This is a genomic window from Marinobacterium rhizophilum (assembly GCF_024397915.1).
Classification (GTDB): domain Bacteria; phylum Pseudomonadota; class Gammaproteobacteria; order Pseudomonadales; family Balneatricaceae; genus Marinobacterium_A; species Marinobacterium_A rhizophilum_A.
In genome coordinates, this window is record NZ_CP073347.1 from 4,187,967 (window position 1) to 4,204,382 (window position 16,416).

The 16,416-nt window shown below is 60.7% G+C and carries 15 protein-coding genes; all 15 read left to right on the forward strand.

Going from position 1 to position 16,416, the window contains the following annotated elements; translation table 11 throughout:
- Positions 1-118 precede the first annotated feature (118 nt).
- Positions 119-646 (forward strand): TRAP transporter small permease subunit, encoded by a 528-nt coding sequence (locus KDW95_RS18895; protein ID WP_255853328.1) that lies wholly within the window; start codon positions 119-121, stop codon positions 644-646.
- Positions 639-2,012, forward strand: coding sequence for a TRAP transporter large permease (locus KDW95_RS18900; RefSeq protein WP_255853329.1), 1,374 nt, complete (start codon positions 639-641; stop codon positions 2,010-2,012). The genes KDW95_RS18895 and KDW95_RS18900 overlap by 8 nt, the downstream gene beginning before the upstream one ends.
- Positions 2,013-2,083: 71 nt before the next feature.
- Positions 2,084-3,169 (forward strand): TRAP transporter substrate-binding protein, encoded by a 1,086-nt coding sequence (locus KDW95_RS18905; RefSeq protein WP_255853330.1) that lies wholly within the window; start codon positions 2,084-2,086, stop codon positions 3,167-3,169.
- A gap of 51 nt (positions 3,170-3,220) precedes the next feature.
- Positions 3,221-5,599 (forward strand): xanthine dehydrogenase family protein molybdopterin-binding subunit, encoded by a 2,379-nt coding sequence (locus KDW95_RS18910; protein WP_255853331.1) that lies wholly within the window; start codon positions 3,221-3,223, stop codon positions 5,597-5,599.
- The gene (locus tag KDW95_RS18915) at positions 5,580-6,416 is read left to right on the forward strand and encodes an FAD binding domain-containing protein (protein WP_255853332.1); all 837 of its coding nucleotides are present in this window, start codon (positions 5,580-5,582) and stop codon (positions 6,414-6,416) included. Before KDW95_RS18910 ends, KDW95_RS18915 begins: the two co-directional genes overlap by 20 nt.
- Positions 6,403-7,545: a xanthine dehydrogenase family Fe-S subunit gene (locus tag KDW95_RS18920; protein WP_255853333.1), complete on the forward strand. Its 1,143-nt coding sequence runs from the start codon at positions 6,403-6,405 to the stop codon at positions 7,543-7,545. Before KDW95_RS18915 ends, KDW95_RS18920 begins: the two co-directional genes overlap by 14 nt.
- A gap of 317 nt (positions 7,546-7,862) precedes the next feature.
- Positions 7,863-8,867: a TRAP transporter substrate-binding protein gene (locus KDW95_RS18925; RefSeq protein ID WP_255853334.1), complete on the forward strand. Its 1,005-nt coding sequence runs from the start codon at positions 7,863-7,865 to the stop codon at positions 8,865-8,867.
- A 138-nt stretch (positions 8,868-9,005) separates the two neighbouring features.
- Positions 9,006-9,497, forward strand: a complete 492-nt coding sequence (locus KDW95_RS18930) for a TRAP transporter small permease (protein WP_255853335.1) — start codon at positions 9,006-9,008, stop codon at positions 9,495-9,497.
- A 12-nt stretch (positions 9,498-9,509) separates the two neighbouring features.
- Positions 9,510-10,760, forward strand: coding sequence for a TRAP transporter large permease (locus KDW95_RS18935; protein WP_255853336.1), 1,251 nt, complete (start codon positions 9,510-9,512; stop codon positions 10,758-10,760).
- A 29-nt stretch (positions 10,761-10,789) separates the two neighbouring features.
- Positions 10,790-11,794 (forward strand): XdhC family protein, encoded by a 1,005-nt coding sequence (locus tag KDW95_RS18940; RefSeq protein ID WP_255853337.1) that lies wholly within the window; start codon positions 10,790-10,792, stop codon positions 11,792-11,794.
- Positions 11,795-11,952: 158 nt separating this feature from the next.
- A complete protein-coding gene (mutM, locus tag KDW95_RS18945) occupies positions 11,953-12,765 on the forward strand; it encodes a bifunctional DNA-formamidopyrimidine glycosylase/DNA-(apurinic or apyrimidinic site) lyase (protein WP_255853338.1) in 813 nt (270 codons plus the stop codon).
- A 34-nt stretch (positions 12,766-12,799) separates the two neighbouring features.
- Complete coding sequence (locus KDW95_RS18950; protein WP_255853339.1) at positions 12,800-13,735, forward strand: alpha/beta fold hydrolase; 936 nt, start codon at positions 12,800-12,802, stop codon at positions 13,733-13,735.
- Between the two features lie 93 nt (positions 13,736-13,828).
- Positions 13,829-14,362 carry a phosphatase PAP2 family protein gene (locus KDW95_RS18955; protein ID WP_255853340.1) on the forward strand — a complete coding sequence of 178 codons (534 nt, stop codon included), beginning with the start codon at positions 13,829-13,831 and terminating at the stop codon, positions 14,360-14,362.
- Positions 14,363-14,368: 6 nt separating this feature from the next.
- Entirely contained in the window at positions 14,369-15,424 is a 1,056-nt protein-coding gene (locus KDW95_RS18960) for an MJ1255/VC2487 family glycosyltransferase (RefSeq protein ID WP_255853341.1), read from the forward strand.
- An 84-nt stretch (positions 15,425-15,508) separates the two neighbouring features.
- The gene (locus KDW95_RS18965) at positions 15,509-16,276 is read left to right on the forward strand and encodes a 3-hydroxybutyrate dehydrogenase (RefSeq protein ID WP_255853342.1); all 768 of its coding nucleotides are present in this window, start codon (positions 15,509-15,511) and stop codon (positions 16,274-16,276) included.
- The last annotated feature ends 140 nt before the right edge of the window (positions 16,277-16,416 follow it).

Genomic DNA, 16,416 nt, shown 5'->3' on the forward strand with positions numbered 1-16,416 from the left:
ATGCCGCGACAAGTCTCCCCGGGCAGGGCAGCCGGCCCATGTCATAGAACAATGGCCGGATGATCAGGATGCCCGCAGCCTCGATCTGCCACCTGACACTAGCCACAGGAGTCTGACTATGACCTTGGTCCGTATCGCCGATACAATCGACGATCTTAATCGCTTGATCGGCAGTCTCCTCAAGTGGGGCCTGTTACTGGTGGTCCTGCTGACCGCCGCTACCGCCATTCTGCGCTATGCCTTCAATACCGGTTACCCCTGGCTCTCGGAGATCGGGGTCTGGCTCAACGCCATGGTTTTTACTCTGGGGGCCGGTTGGGTGTTGCTTGAAGGTGGCCATGTCCGGGTTGACCTTTTTTACGGGCGTCTGGGAGAGCGGGGCAGGGCCTGGGTCAATCTGATCGGGACCCTGAGCCTGCTGTATCCCATGCTGCTGGTATTGGCATTGAAAAGTTGGCCCAGCATCCAGCGTTCCTGGCTGCAGCTTGAGCATTCGCCGACCATTGATGGCCTGCCGTTCATGTACCTGCTGAAAAGCTGCATCCTCGGGTTCTGCCTGCTGCTGGCCCTGCAGGGACTGAGTCTGATGTGCCGGTCACTGCTGGTACTGCAATCAACGAAGGTAGGAGCGTATCAGCATGTCTGAAGCCCTGTTGTTTGTGCTGGTCGGTGGTGCCGTTGCGGGCTTGCTGTCGGGTTTTCCCGTGGCGCTGGCGCTGGGGGGTGTTTCGATACTGGTTGCGCTGCTGGGGCATCTGGTGAACACGGTTGACCTGGCACTGTTGGGTGCGCTGCCGGGGCGCCTGGTCAGCATTATGGTAAACGAGACCCTGGTTGCGGTGCCGCTGTTCGTGTTCATGGGCACGGTACTGGAAAAGTCCAAGCTGGCGGAAGAGTTGCTGGTAACGATGGGGCAGCTCTTCGGCAACCGTCGCGGCGGTTTGGGATTCGCGGTGCTGATTGTCGGTGCCATGCTGGCGGCCTCGACCGGTATTGTCGGCGCCACGGTGGTGACCATGGGGCTAATCAGCATTCCGGCCATGCGTCGCGCCAAGTACAAGGAGTCTCTGAGCTGTGGCCTGGTCTGCGCGTCGGGGACGCTGGCCCAACTGATTCCGCCCTCGACCGTACTGATCCTGCTGGGCGTCATGGTGCAGGATGCCAATACCCAGGCGCAGCTGCGAATGGGCATATTCAGCGGTGATCCGCTCACCGTAACCGACCTGTTTGCCGCAGCGCTTCTCCCCGGGCTGATGCTGGTAGGGCTCTATACAGTCTGGATGCTGCTGGTTGCATTCAGGGATCGGAGAAATTGCCCGCCACTGGAAATGTCCGATGATATGCGCGATGCCCTCGTGCGCAAGGTACTGGTCGCCATGGTGCCGCCGCTGGCACTGATCGTGCTGGTGCTGGGGTCCATTCTCAGTGGCTTGGCGACGGCGACCGAGTCCGCGGCGCTGGGGGGCGTGGGCGCCCTGGTACTGGCGCTGTGCAGCGGCCGCTTTACGCGTCAGCAGCTCAGTGAGGCTGCACGCTCGGCGATGCTGATCAGTGTCATGATCTACACCATGCTGATAGGCGCGACCATTCTGTCGGCGGTGTTCCGCATTCTCGGTGGCGAAGAGGTGGTGGCGTCGTTGCTGACGTTGATCCCGGGTGGTGCTCTGGGAGCGACCCTGTTTGTACTGGGCATTATGTTTGTACTGGGGTTCCTGCTCGACACCTTCGAAATTATTTTCATCGTGATCCCGATTTTTGGTCCGGCACTGTTGATGCTCGGTGTCGACCCGCTCTGGTTTGGAGTGGCGGCGGCACTGGTGCTGCAGACCAGCTACCTGACCCCGCCCTTCGGCTTCGCCATTTTCTACCTCCAGGGCGTTGTTGACGGACTGAAACTGTCGACGGTCTATCGAGGCGTGGCGCCCTTTGTTGCGATACAGCTGTTTGCCGGAGTCCTCATCTGGTGGTGGCCGGGTATGGTCACGTGGCTTCCGGGCCTTCTGAATTCCTGAGCCTGCGCCGGACATCGGCCAGAAAATAACAACAAAGAACGAAATGATTGGCAACCAAGTAGGAGCTTCATATGAAACGTCGTGATCTGATCAAGGGTGCGGGGGCTGGCTTGCTGGCAGCGGGTACCGGTATAGCGGCACCTGCCATCGCCAAGGGCGTCAAGCAATGGCGCATGCAGATGACCTGGCGCGCCAACTCGCCGTTGCTGGCAACCGGGCCGCAGCTAGTGGCTGACTATATCAACAAGGCCTCCAATGGCCGGCTGGAACTCAAGCTGTATGCCGCCGGTGACCTGGTGTCGCCCTTCCAGGTACTGGATGCGGTGGCGGACGGTACCCTGCATATGGGGCACGGCTACCCGGCCTACTGGGCCGGTAAGCTGGCGGCGGTGCAGTTCTTTGCTCCCATTCCCTTTGGCTTTACGTCCCAGGAACAGAACGCCTGGTTCCATTATGGCGGTGGGCAGGAACTGGCCGATGAAGTGTACGGCGAGCTGGGAGTCAAGTTTCTGCCCAGCGGCAACACCTCGGTGCAGGCCGCCGGCTGGTATAACAAGGAGCTGAACTCCATCGAATCGTTCAAGGGCCTTAAAATACGTAGCGGTGGCCTGGGTGCCAAGGTACTGACGGAAATTGGCGGGGTGCCGGTGCAGATGCCGCTGGGCGAGGTACCCCAGGGGCTGCAGTCGGGTGCCATCGACGGCGCCGATTTTGTCGGCCCCTTCAATGACATGGCGTTTGGTCTGCACAAGGTCGCGAAGCACTACTACTGGCCGGGCTGGATGGAACCCAGTGCGGTGCTCGACTGCTTCATCAACAAGGAAGCCTGGGACTCGCTGGACAAGGACCTGCAGGAAATCGTCAAGGGCGCCAATGCCATGGCCAACCAGATGGTACTGAGCGAGTTTGTGACGAAAAATGCCCAGGCCGTCAAGATAATGAAAGAGGAGCACAAGGTTGATTTCCGGTTACTGGACCCAGCGACCCTCGGGCACCTTGGGCGCGTGTCCCAGAGTGTTATCGACGATGTTGGCCAGACCGATGACCTGACGCGTAAAGTCTATGCTTCCTACCGTAAATTTATCGATACGGTGCAGCCTTACTCCGAACTGTCCGAAATGGCGTTTATGAATGCCCGTGCGCAGCTGAAGAGTTAAAGGCAGGGCCTTGCGCCAGGGTGCAAGGCCCTCATCCATGAGGAGATGCTGGTGAACAAGAGCGGTATTGGTGCTCGCGTGCGGCGAGTCGAAGACAAGCGCATGCTGCAGGGCAAGGGGCGCTTCGTCAGTGATATACGGGTGCCCGGTCTGCAGGACGTGGCTTTTCTGCGCAGCCCGCTGGCCCATGGGCGCATTAAAAGCATCACCAGGCCCCAGGGCTCGGAGCAGACTGTGTTTACGGTCGATGACATGCAGGGTGTAAAACCCATTCGGGCAGATTCCAATCTGCCCAGTTATCGCGACTCTGAACACTGGGTGCTGGCGCGGGGCAAGGTGCGCTTTGTGGGCGAGCCGGTGGTGATGTGCGTGGCTCATAACCGGGCGGCGGCGGAAGACCTGGTCGAACAGGTCGAGCTGGAGCTGGAAAGTCTTGCTCCGATTACCGGTATTGATGCCGCCCTGGACAACCAGGGACCGCGGGTGCATGAGCACTGGGACAACAACCTGTTCCTCGACCTGGAAGTGGGGGAAGCCTTCCCTGAGCTTGCCAGCCGCGCAGACGTCATTATCGAGCGGGAATACAAGCTGGCCCGCCAGGTAATGAACCCGATGGAAGGCAAGGGTGTTGTTGCCTACTGGGACGAGAAAGACGACCAGTTGGTGGTCTACACCTCAACCCAGGTGGCACACCTGATCCGTACCGGCCTGTCCGAATGCCTGGGGCTACCCCAGGGCAAGATTCGTGTTATCGCCCCCGATGTAGGCGGTGGTTTTGGCTACAAGTGCATCCTGCAGCCGGAAGAGGTGGCGGTGGCCTGGCTGGCAATGAAGTATCGCAAGGCCTATCGCTGGATCGAAGACCGTCGCGAGCACCTGGTGGCCGGTGCCAATACGCGGGAACACCACTACAAAATCAAGGCCTATGCCGACAAGCGCGGGCGTTTGCTGGGGCTGGATGCCGTGGTGGCGGTGGATATTGGCGCCTACTCGGTCTGGCCTTTCACCGCCGGACTGGAGGCCGCCCAGGCCGGGGGCAACCTGCCGGGGCCCTACAAGTTCGATCATTACCGTTGCAAGGTACTGGCGCCGGCCACCAACAAGCCACCGTTTTGCCCCTATCGCGGTGTGGCACGCCCGGGTGTCTGTTTCGCCATCGAGCGCACCATCGACGAGATCGCCAAAGCGGTGGGGCGTGAAGCCTGGGAGGTGCGTGCCGAGAACCTGGTGCCTGCCGATGTCATGCCTTTCACCAATGTCACCGGCAAGCTTTACGACAGTGGTGACTACCCCGAATCGCTGCGCCGTGCGGTGGCCATGATCGATATCGCCAAGGTGCGCCAGCGACAGCAGGAGGCGAGTAGCAGCTCAAAACGTATTGGCTTGGGGTTTGCCACCTTTACCGAACAGTCGGCCCACGGCACCAAGGTGTTCGCCGCCTGGGGGCTGCCGCTGGTGCCGGGTTACGAAACAGCAACTGCCAAGCTGACGGCCGATGGTGGGCTGGAGATACGCGCCGGCATCAATACCATCGGCCAGGGGCTGCAAACGACCCTGTCGCAGGTTGCCAGCGAAGTTACAACGATTCCGCTGGATCGCATCAAGGTTGTGCTGGGTGATACCGGCACCACACCGTACTCGACCGGGGCCTATGCCTCCAGGGGCATGGTCATGGCCGGCGGTGCGGTGTCCCGGGCCTGTGCGGCACTGATGGACAAGCTCAGGCGCCTGTCAGCCGGCATGATGCAGTGCCAGGCCGAGGAGGTGGTACTGGAGCAGGCGCAGGCGAAAGGGCCGGGGATGCAACTGGGGTTTGATGAGCTGGGTGATGCCTGGTATCTGCACCCGGATCGCCTGCCGGAGGGGAGCCTGATTGAAGGCCTGGAAGCGACGGGGTACTACAAACCCAAAGTGGACACGGGTGCTTTCTCCTATGCCACCCATGCGGTGGTGGTGTCGGTGGATACCGAAACCGGCCATGTCGAGATACAGGATTATGCCGTGGTGGAAGACTGCGGCCAGATGGTCAATCCGATGATCGTTGAAGGGCAGACCATTGGCGGCATTGCCCAGGGGATTGGCACTGCGCTCTATGAAGAGGTGCTTTACGACACCCAGGGACAGCCGCTGACCTCCACCCTGGCGGACTATATCCTGCCTGGCGCGACGGATGTGCCAAACATCCGGATCGAGCACCTGGAGCACCTGTCGCCCTTTACCGAGCACGGTATCAAGGGCGTTGGCGAGGGTGGGGCTATTGCACCTGCCGGCGCTATCGTCAATGCCATCAATGACGCCCTTTGCAGTCTGGGCGTCCAGATCAATGAAACGCCGGCATCCCCTGAACGCATCCTGAAGGCCCTGCACGCGGGGCGGGATCAGCAACCGGTTACGGAACAGGAGAACGGTTATGAAGCCCGTGCAGTTTAACCGCCTTGAATGTGCGGACTTGAACCAGGCGGCGACGGCGCTGCAGCAACAGGGAAATGCCAAGTACCTGGGGGGCGGACAGTCCCTGGGCCCGATGCTGAACCTGCGTCTGGCAAGGCCGGAAACCTTGATCGACCTGGCCGGCATAGAGGCATTGCGCCAGGTGCGCGAGGACAGTGACTGCGTGCAATACGGTGCCGCCATTTGTCATGCCGCGTTTGAGGATGGTCTGGTGCCCGACGCCACCGGCGGTATGCTGCGCCATGTCGCTGCGGGCATCGCCTACCGTGCGGTGCGCAACCGCGGCACTATCGGGGGTAGCCTGGCCCATGCGGACCCCGCGGCTGATTGGGTCAATGTGATGCTGGCGCTGGATGCCTCCATTGAGGTTGCAGGCACCGGCACTAGCCGATCCATAGCCGCAACGGCGTTCATGCAGGCCGCCTTTACGACGGCGCTGCTGCCCGGTGAAATCATCGCCTCGGTGCGGGTGCCCCGGCTGAGTCCCGGCGCCCGCTGGGGGTATTACAAGGTTTGTCGCAAGCCTGGCGAATTTTCAGAGGCTTCCGGCACTGTGGTGATAGATCCGCAGCGGGGTTACGCCCGCATTGTGCTGGGCGCTCTGGACGGTGCACCGGTACTGCTGGAGACCCTGGCCGATACGCTGGCACACAAGGGTGTGGCGGCGGCGATTGCCGCAACCGACGCCGCCGTGGGGGCCTTCGTGGGCGGTATGCCGGAACACCGCAGGCAATTATTTAGCGTGGCTGTACGCCGTGCCCTGCAGCAGCTCGAGGGGAAACATGAACAGTCCTGAAGCTTCAGTTGAATTGATCAAGCTTAACGTCAACGGTGCTCCTGCCTCGGCGCAGGTAGAGGAACGCACGAGTCTGGCGGACATGCTGCGCGATGGGCTGGACCTGACCGGCACCCATCTGGGGTGCGAACAGGGTGTCTGTGGTGCCTGTACCATCGAGGTCGACGGTGTGCCATCGCGCTCCTGCACCCTGTTGGCAACGCGTTGTCGGGGTGCGCAGGTGCGTACCATTGAAGGCTATGACGGCGACGCGGTGATGGACGCGCTGCGGGATGCCTTTAGCGAACACCATGCGCTGCAGTGTGGTTTCTGCACCCCCGGCATGCTGGTGTCATCGCGGGACATCATCATGCGCGGTTTGCCACTGGATGAGCAGCAGGTTCGCATGGCCTTGAGCGGCAACCTCTGTCGTTGTACCGGTTATATGGGCATTGTGCAGGCGGTGATGTCGGTGCTGGCCCGTCGCGATGAGCTGCTGTCACCGGAACAGCGCGACAGTGCCGAACCCGTGCCTGAGCATCAGTACAGCGGTCCTTTGCCGACCTTTGAGCGCAGTTGTGGCAAGGTCGAGATGCAGGCCGCACCGGTGAATGATGCTGGCGGGGATCGTATTCTGGAGCTTATCAAGCTCAAGCATTCGCGAGACGACGTCTGGGCCCTGATGCGCAATGTCGAGCAGGTGGTGTCCTGTGTGCCAGGTGCCAGTCTGCTGGCCGAGAATGGCGATCAGCTCGAAATCCAGATGGAAGCCTCCTTCGGGGCTATTAGTGCCTCTTTCAAGGGCGAGGGCCGGTTTACCTTCGATGATGCCAGTCACAGTGGGCGCTTCGAAGGCCAGGGCAAGGATTCGCGCAGCGGTTCAGGTGCCAGCGGCGCCATGGATTTTAGCCTCGAAGCGGATGGCGACGGTTGTATTCTGCATCTGGAAGCCAGCTATGCGATTACCGGCGCCCTGTCCCAGTTCAGCCGTGGCGGCCTGGTCAAGAGCTTTGCCAGTGCCGTTACCAGAATGTTCGCAGACAACCTGTCGGCACGTCTTCGGGGTGAAACCCCGAATACATCCGCTGCTGCCAAACTCAGCGTATTCAAGTTGATTGTGATGGTGGTGAAAGGCTGGTTCAGGCGCTAAACATGCTTGTCTGTTATTAACCCGGGTTAATACATGAAACAGGGATGTTTCATCATTGGGCCTTGCTTTGAAAAAGATGGCCCAAAGCGAGCTCCAGCTCTTTAGCCAATAGAATCCAGCACGTACATGCACGTGCGCCCATTCATCAAGGGTGAAAAGTGTGGGGTGACTGGCAAATAGGGAGGGAACCTGTTTGCCAGCCAGGTTAATAATAACTCAACTCCAGACGCAGGAGAGGGTTGTTGAATGGTTAGGTTGTTGAAAAACATCCTGATGTTTTCTACTGCAATTTTAATAATAAATGCGGAGTTTAAATCATGAACATGTTAAAGCGGATAACGGTCGTATTTGCGGCTGCGGTGCTGGCCTCCTGGGTAAATGCGACACCTGTCGAGGTGCGCATAGGCCATGTGGAGGCACCGGGTCAACCGCTGGATCAGGTGCTGAATCAGGTGGCTGAACGGGTAAAAAAGGACACCCGGGGCGAAGTGCTGATACGGGTATTTCCGGCGGCACAGTTAGGCGGTTCCCGCGACATGACCGAAGGTGTGCAGATGGGATTCCAGCAGGGCACGGTGTTGCCGCTGGCCTTTCTCGGCGGCTTCAACCCCCTGTCCGCGGTGCTCGACATTCCGTTTCTGCTGCCCGAGGATGACAGTCGCGCACGCCAGTTGCTGGCCGGTCCTTTCGGTCAGTCGCTACTGCAGTCCTTTGATGGCAAGGGCCTCAAGGGCCTGGTGTTCTGGCCCGGCGGACGCAAGAACTTCTCGATGAACGCCGAGCTTGATTCCATCGACGATTTTGCCGGCAAGCGCTTCAGGGTCATGGACTCGAAGGTACTGATGGCGCAGATGCAGGCGCTGGGCGCTACACCGGTGTCGCTGCCCTTTAGCGATGTTTACATGGGCCTGCAGACTGGCGGGGTTGATGGCCAGGAAAATCCACTGGATAGCATAGTGCGCATGAAATTCCATGAGGTGCAGCGATCTGTATTACTGAGCAAGCATGGTGCGCTGGAGAACGTGGTGCTGTTCAACCCCGCCTTCTGGAACGGCCTGACCGAGGAGCAGCGCCAGTCGATCAAAACTGCTTTCGTCGAAGCCTCGACAACGCTGCTGACGCTGAAAGTGGCCGCGGGTGAGGCCGCCGCAGCGGCGCTGCTGGCCGGGCCTGTCAGTGTGACCCAGCCGTCCGCTGAGCTGACCGAAGCCCTGAAGAAGGCAATGTTTCCGGCGAGCCTGAAGGAATTCACCGCCATGACCGGTAGCGAGGGCGAGCAACTCATGCAGCACTATTTCGAGTTCATGGATGCGGGGAACTGAGCACGGCTTGCCGGAGGCTCCCGCTGTGGGAGTCGCCGGTTTTTTTTATCGCCGGCTCAGGAGTCTATGCACAAGGCGCCCCTACAGTTTTAAGCTTCTTTCAGGGGACTGATTTCATGTAAATAGAGGTTCCTTAATATGCTGTATATTCGAAGTGTGGAACGTTTTTTTCTGGTTTTTATATTGATGTCGATGCCGTTCCTATATTCTTTTGGCGTCTTGGCGCAATTGTTTGGCAGTGACCTGTCGAGGGAGCTGTTCTGGGTTGATGAACTGGTGCGTTTTGAATTGGTACTGATGGTTTTTCTGGGTATCGGCTATGTGCATGATCGTGGTGCTCATATATCCATGGATATTCTGCAGGGTTATTTTAGCCCAGTGCTGCAACGTTTCCTGACCCTGACGATTAATCTTCTGGGACTGATACTGGCAGCTTATCTGGCCTGGCTCGGCTGGGTATATCTGCAACACATGATTGCCAGCGGCCAGCGCAGCAATTCGCTGGGGGTTCCGATGTTTTATCTCTATGCTTCTCTGCCCGTGGGCGCTTTCCTGCTGGCCGTGCGGCATGTTTCTGCGCTGATCGTGACGTTCAGGGGCCACAGCGCCCAGAACGTCCCTGCCGTTTGATCGGAGGTTCCCATGCTGATGCTTTGTGTTGCTTTGCTGGCGCTGACGCTGCTGTTGATCGGGGCGCAGATGTATATAGTGCTGGGTGTCACCATGCTCGTCAGCGCCCAGTTGTTTTTCCCGGCGCTGCCGAATCTGGTTGTCGTGCAGAAGATGGTGGGGGGGATCAACCAGTCGGCCTTGCTGGCCATTCCGTTTTTTATTCTGGCCGGAGAGATCATGGCCCGGGGACGTATCGCCGCCGCGTTGACCGGGGTGGTGCAGTCGTTCATCGGGCATTACCGCGGAGGCATGGGGTATACCACCACCGGCTCCTGCCTGGTCTTTGGTGCCGTGAGCGGCTCGGCACCGGCCACGGTTGCGGCACTGGGCAAAATTCTTCACCCCAAGCTGACCGCCCAGGGGGTTGATCCGCGTTTTGCCACCGGTTTGATACTGGCCAGCAGCGAGCTGTCGTTGCTGGTGCCGCCGAGCATTACGCTGATCATCTATGGCTGGTTGACCGGCACTTCGATCGCCGACCTGTTTGTCGCCGGCCTGGCGGTAGGGTTGGTGATGGCGGCGGCGCTGTGCCTGGTGGTGAAAATCAAGTCTCGCAGCCTGGTCAGCGAGGTGAGGGCCTCGGCTGCCGTGCGTGCACGGGCGCTGTTGGATGCACTGCTGCCGCTGGGGTTGCCGGTGATCATCATCGGCGGTATTTATTCCGGCATGATGACGGCGACGGAAGCGGCGGCTGTCGCCGTAGTCTATGCATTGCTGGTTGAGGTGCTATTGACCCGGGCGCTGACGCTGGCAGATGTCGTCAAGATCACCGAAAGTGCGGCCCTGATCACCATCGCCCTGTTTCTGCTGCTGGCCGCCGGCAGCTTTATCGGTTACCTGACGGCGCTGGCCGGCTTGCCTGCCCTGGTAACCGGGCTGGTCAGCGCGGTGGATGCCGGGCCGTTGCTGTTCCTGCTGATCGTGAATCTGGTGTTTCTGGTGGCCGGGATGTTTCTGGACCCAGTGACCATTCAGGTGATCCTGGTGCCGGTACTGGCGCCGGTGGCCATGTTGCTGGGAATAGACCCGGTGCACTTTGGCATGATAGTGGTGATGAATATCGCCATCAGCATGATAACCCCGCCGTTTGGGCTGGATATCTTTGTGGCGTCATCGATTCTGAATGTGCGAGTCGGTGAGGTTATCCGCAGCCTGGTGCCCTTTCTGCTGATGAATCTGCTGGCCCTTGCGGTGGTGACCTACGCGCCGCGTTTTATTTGAGATAGCGGCATTGTCGCCGGAGGTAGAACTTGGACAGTATCGATAACCTGGTGATTGAGCGCGCACGGCAGTGGCACGCCGAAGGTCACTGTGTGTGGCTCTGTACGGTGCTGTCGACCTTTGGGTCATCGCCGCGCCCGCCGGGGTCGCTTCTGGTGGCCAGAAGCGGCACCGAGTACGCCGGTTCCCTGTCCGGCGGCTGTGTTGAGGAGGCCTTCCTGGCGCAGTTGGATGCCGGGCAGTTTACCGCCGATGCGCAAATCGTGCTGTACGGCGACGGTGCCCAGGAGAGCCAGCGGTTGCAGTTGCCCTGTGGTGGTGTGCTCAAGGTGCTGGTCGAGTGCTTGCCCGTGGCGTCCGCGGTGGGCGAGCACCTGGACGCGTTACAGCAGGCGCTGTCCCGGCAGCAGAGCGTCCTGCGCAGGGTGCGGTTGAGTGGCGGGCGGTGTCTGGACTTCGATCCGGGGCCTGGGGCGACGGTCGAAATACTGGGCGATGAAGTACACGTGCGGCTGGGGCCTGTGGTGACACTGATACTGGCAGGCGCCTCGCCGGTGGCCCGTTACTGCGCCCAGTTCGCGACCGCGCTGGGGTTTCGGGTCCTGGCATGTGATCCGAGGGAGGAGGCTGTGCAGCATCTGGAAGGCACGGGGTTGAGCCTGATCAGGGAGCTGCCGTCCGTCTATATCGCTCGTCACGGCTGCCATACCAATACCGCGGTGGTGGCCCTGACCCATGATCCGCGTATCGACGATCTGGCGATGATGGAAGCGGTGCGCACCGAGGCATTTTATATCGGCGTTATGGGCTCCGAGCGCACATCGGCGAACAGGGCAAAGCGGCTCCAGCGGGTTGGTGGCCTGTCGGAGCCGGATATTGCTCGTATTCATATGCCAATCGGTCTGAACCTGGGTAGCAAGACGCCGCCGGAAATCGCCCTGGCCGTCATGGCTGATATATTGCGGGTGCGCACAGGCACGGGTGGGCAGGCGATGCGTTCAGTATCAGGTGATCATTGCTATCCGCGATATTAGCGCGGTGGCTGCTGCGGTACTTCCAGGTGCCGGCGCAGGCAGGTTAAGCCGGCGTGGGGCTGCCATTAACGTTTCTCCAGGCGGTAAAGCGCAGGAAGCCGGTAGCCGGAGTTTGCTATCATGCTGCCCTGAGCTGTTTTGGCCCGCGGAGTCTGTGAATGCCGGAGTTACCCGAAGTTGAAACCACCCGCCGGGGGGTTGCACCCTACCTGCTGAATCACAGTGTGCGTGAGTTGGTTGTCCGCCAGCCACGGCTGCGCTGGCCGGTGCCCTCGGAGCTGGCTGGGCTGCTTGCCGGGCAGCCGGTGCGTGGCGTTTCGCGCCGTGGTAAGTACCTGATGATCGACTTCGATGCCGGTACAGTACTGGTGCACCTGGGCATGTCCGGCAGTCTGCGGCTGGTGCCCGGTGATCAGGCGCCCGGCAAGCACGATCATGTGGATCTGCTGCTGGATTCGGGCCTGGCGCTGCGCCTGACCGACCCGCGCCGCTTTGGTGCCGTGCTTTGGCAGGCGGCCGGTACCGAGCATGCACTGCTGTCCTCCCTCGGACCTGAGCCGTTGTCCGAGGCCTTTGATGCCGCCCTGTTGCAGAGGGCCTGCAAGGGACGGAGCAGCGCCATCAAGCTGCGAATCATGGACAGCAAGGTGGTCGTAGGCGTGGGGAATATCTACGCCAACGAAGCGCTCTTTGCCGCCTGCATCGATCCGCAGCGCGCCGCCGGGCGTATCTCCGCTGCGCGCCTGGCCCGTCTGGTGATCGAAATCAAGCAGGTGCTGAGCCGGGCCATTGCCCAGGGGGGCACCACGCTGCGGGATTTTGTCGGGGGTGACGGCAAACCGGGCTACTTCAAGCAGGAACTGTGCGTCTATGGTCGGGGCGGCGAGAGCTGTGTTGGCTGTGGTACTGTACTGAAAGAAATCCGCCTGGGGCAGCGCAGTACCGTGTTTTGCCCGCAGTGTCAGCGTTAGAGCCAGGCGGCCACCGTCCATCCAGGGGTAAGCTATGACCGCAGCGCAAAGCGCATTAAATGACAAGGCGCTGCAGCGCGACTGTTTTCGTGAGCAGTTGCGCGATGGATTGGGTATTCAGGCAGCGTTGCAGCGCCGGGAAGTCCTGCGCATCGATGCAGAGCCCGGGATTCACTGCGAACTGTACGAGTACAGCAGCACGGCCCCCGTGCTGCTGTTTCTGCCGGGGCTGGGCACTTACTCGGAGCTTTACGCCGAATTGCTCGCAGCTCTGCGGGCGCAGGGCTTCAACGCCGTGGGAGTCGACCCCCGGGGTCACGGTTATTCCGGGGGCGAGCGGGGCTATTACAACATCGAGGAAAGTGTCGCAGACCTGCAGTGCGTGCTGGATACCCTGCTGCAGCGCTTTAGCGGCCCGGTGGTCGTGTTTGGCTATTCCGGTGGTGCGGTCACGGGTCTTGCGCTGGCCGAGGCGGATAGCCGGGTGCAGGCCCTGTTGTGCGGCACCCTGCTGCTGAGCGAGCTGGCGCCGGACATGATGCACGGCCTGGGCTGGCAGTGGACCACCGCGTCGGCCTGGATGTTTCCGCGCATGAAGGTGCCACTCAAGGGCTTTATTGACTTTGAAACCCTGTTGGCCGGCCACCCGGCGGGGCCCCTGATCAATGTCGATCCCATGCTGGTGTTCGAGTACCCGCTGCGTACCCTGGCAAGCCTGTTCAGCCGCAGTGCCGGCATTCTGAAGCGAACGTATCCATTCTCCCTGGCGATCATGCAGGGCACGCGGGATGAAGTGCTGGATGTGGACTATGCCCGCCGAGTCGTGGCGCAGTCAGTGCACCCGATTGAACTGGTGCTGATCCCGGCCGAGGGGCACATGCTGCCCTGGGACAACGCTGGCGCGCTGGCACAGCGATCGGCACAGTGGTTTTCCCGGCAGCTGCAGCTGCCCGTTCCGGATCCCGACTGAGTCGCTGTCATCCCGGTGTCATGTCCTGTTCATGGGATTGTCACCGGCCACATCGGACAATGCCGCTGACTGCAACCCTGTCAGGTGATGCCGATGAACATGCTGCAACAGAAAATCACTCAGCTTGATACGCTTGCGTTCCACTGGTGCCAGGGTCATGCCCGGGCACCGCAGCTGGCGTCTGTCAGCCGCTGGGTGTCGAGGCTTGGCGACGGTCTCTGCTATCTTCTGCTGGGCGTTGCGCTGGCGCTGTTCGAGCCCGAGGACGGACACCGTTTCCTGCAGGCCGGCTTACTGGCATTTGGCATCGAGCTGCCGGCCTACCTGGTGCTCAAGAACCTGATCCGGCGCGACCGTCCCTGCGACCGTTTTGACCACTTTTCGGCCTATATCAAGCCCTCGGACCGCTTCAGCTTTCCGTCAGGTCATGCCGCCGCGGCCTTTACCTTCGCCACCGTCATGGTGGCGCACTACCCCAGCTTGCTGTTGCCGCTCTACGGGCTGGCAGGCCTGATCGGTGCCTCCCGGGTGCTGCTGGGTGTGCATTTTCCGTCGGATATTCTTGCTGGCGCCCTGCTGGGAATCTGCAGTGCCCAGCTGGGTATTCTGCTGTTTGGCCTGGCGTAGCCGGTTATGAAAATACTCTACGGTGTGCAGGCAACGGGCAATGGCCATATCACCCGGGCGCGGGTCATGGCGCCGGCGCTGGCGGCACAGGGGCTGGAGGTTGATTACCTGTTCAGCGGTCGCCCCCCGGAGCAGCTGTTCGATATGCAGCCTTTTGGCGACTATCGCTGCCGCCGCGGCCTGACCTTCCAGTACGGTGCGGGCGGGCGTGTGAAGGCCTTCGCGACCCTGTGCAACAACAGTGTGTGGCAGCTGTGGAGCGACATTCGTACGCTGGACCTGAGTGGCTATGACCTGGTGATCAGTGACTTCGAGCCAGTCAGTGCCTGGGCTGCACGTCGCCAGGGGGTGCCCAGTGTCGGTATCGCTCATCAGTACGTGTTCAACTACGACCTGCCGGGGAGGCACCAGGGACGCCTGACAGGAGGCGCCATTCGCCTGATGGCACCGGTGGATACCGCTATCGGTCTGCACTGGCATCATTTTGAGCAGCCCATACTGCCGCCGCTGATCCCGCCACCGCGCTACCCGGCGACGCTTGAAGCTGACAAGATCCTAGTTTATCTGCCCCATGAAACCCGCGCGCAGCTGATCGACTGGTTCAGCCGTTTTGCTGATTATCGCTTCGTGGTCTATTGCGACTGCGTTGAGCCCCGGGTGCAGGGTAACCTGGAGTTCAAACCGTTCAGCCGCGATGGCTTTGAGCAGGACCTGGCCAGCTGCGCCGGGGTGATCAGCAACAGTGGCTTTGGCCTGACCAGCGAAACGGTGCAGTACGGCAAAAAACTATTGAGCAAACCCTATCGAGGCCAGGTGGAACAGTTGTCCAACGCCGAAATCATGCAGCAGCTGGGGCTCGCCACGGTGATGCGGGGTGACTGTGATCTGCTGCAGCTTAAAGCCTGGCTGCAGCAGCCCAATCCAGCCCCGGCGCCGTACCCGGATGTGGCCGCAGCCCTGGCATGCTGGATTGCCGAGGGGCACAGGGAGCCCGCGGCCACCCTGGCCAAGCGCCTGTGGAACGATCACGCAGCGCCGTCTGCGCTGACAGCCGGCGCCTGATTCGTTTCACGGATTCTTACGCTTCTGATTTTGCGTGTTCCGCTGGCTGGAGTATTGTCAGTCGATAGTCCAGCGGAGAGTCCCATGCAGAAACGAACGGTGCTGATTACGGGGGCGGGCAGTGGTATTGGGCAGCAACTGTCGCAGGTCCTGGCCGCAGAGGGGCATCGCATCATTGCCACCGATCTTGTCAGCGATGCCGCGCAACGGACCGCGCAGTTGATCCAGGCCGAGGGCGGTGACGTGCTTGCCCTTGCGCTGGATGTCAGCCGTCAGGCCGATATCGATGCACTGCGGGCGCAGCTGCAGTCCGAAAGGGTGGATGTGCTGGTCAACAATGCCGGCTTGCAGCAGGTCGCGCCGCTGGAGTCTTTTCCGCCGGAGCGCTTTGACCTGCTGGTGCAGGTAATGCTGAACGGCGCCGCCATGCTCACGCGAGCGCTGCTGCCTGCCATGCGGGCCCAGGGCTACGGACGCATTGTCAATATCGGCTCCATTCATGCCCTGGTCGCATCCCCCTACAAGAGCGCCTATGTAGCGGCCAAGCACGGACTGCTGGGTTTTTCCAAGGTGGTTGCACTGGAAACCGCCGATACCGATATCACCATCAATACGATTTGTCCGTCCTATGTGCGCACGCCCCTGGTGGACAGGCAAATCCGGGATCAGGCGCGGGAACATGGCATCAGCGAGGCGGATGTGGTGAGCGATATCATGCTCAAGCCCATGCCCAAGGGGGTCTTTATCAGTGTTGAGGAACTGGCGCAGTTGACGCTGTTTCTGATGAGCCCAGCGGCACGCAACATTACCGCCCAGGCGATTGCCGTGGATGGCGGCTGGACCGCGCGCTAGTGCTTGATAGATGGCTAACTTTTTGTAAATTAAACAGAAATAAAAAGGGCGCGATGATCCTTCATCGCGCCCTCTTGTCTGGCTTCCCTTTTCCCTGCGCTTGAATTGCGTCCTGCGTGCGTCCGATTCGTCCTTTGCGC

Bases quoted from the DNA above. Each gene is read 5' to 3' on its own strand.
- KDW95_RS18915 (WP_255853332.1), top strand. From the start codon at position 5,580: ATGAAGCCCGTGCAGTTTAACCGCCTTGAATGTGCGGACTTGAACCAG.
- KDW95_RS18920 (WP_255853333.1), top strand. From the start codon at position 6,403: ATGAACAGTCCTGAAGCTTCAGTTGAATTGATCAAGCTTAACGTCAAC.
- KDW95_RS18930 (WP_255853335.1), top strand. From the start codon at position 9,006: ATGCTGTATATTCGAAGTGTGGAACGTTTTTTTCTGGTTTTTATATTG.
- mutM (WP_255853338.1), top strand. From the start codon at position 11,953: ATGCCGGAGTTACCCGAAGTTGAAACCACCCGCCGGGGGGTTGCACCC.
- KDW95_RS18900 (WP_255853329.1), top strand. From the start codon at position 639: ATGTCTGAAGCCCTGTTGTTTGTGCTGGTCGGTGGTGCCGTTGCGGGC.
- KDW95_RS18960 (WP_255853341.1), top strand. From the start codon at position 14,369: ATGAAAATACTCTACGGTGTGCAGGCAACGGGCAATGGCCATATCACC.
- KDW95_RS18935 (WP_255853336.1), top strand. From the start codon at position 9,510: ATGCTGATGCTTTGTGTTGCTTTGCTGGCGCTGACGCTGCTGTTGATC.
- KDW95_RS18895 (WP_255853328.1), top strand. From the start codon at position 119: ATGACCTTGGTCCGTATCGCCGATACAATCGACGATCTTAATCGCTTG.
- KDW95_RS18925 (WP_255853334.1), top strand. From the start codon at position 7,863: ATGAACATGTTAAAGCGGATAACGGTCGTATTTGCGGCTGCGGTGCTG.
- KDW95_RS18955 (WP_255853340.1), top strand. From the start codon at position 13,829: ATGAACATGCTGCAACAGAAAATCACTCAGCTTGATACGCTTGCGTTC.
- KDW95_RS18905 (WP_255853330.1), top strand. From the start codon at position 2,084: ATGAAACGTCGTGATCTGATCAAGGGTGCGGGGGCTGGCTTGCTGGCA.
- KDW95_RS18965 (WP_255853342.1), top strand. From the start codon at position 15,509: ATGCAGAAACGAACGGTGCTGATTACGGGGGCGGGCAGTGGTATTGGG.
- KDW95_RS18950 (WP_255853339.1), top strand. From the start codon at position 12,800: ATGACCGCAGCGCAAAGCGCATTAAATGACAAGGCGCTGCAGCGCGAC.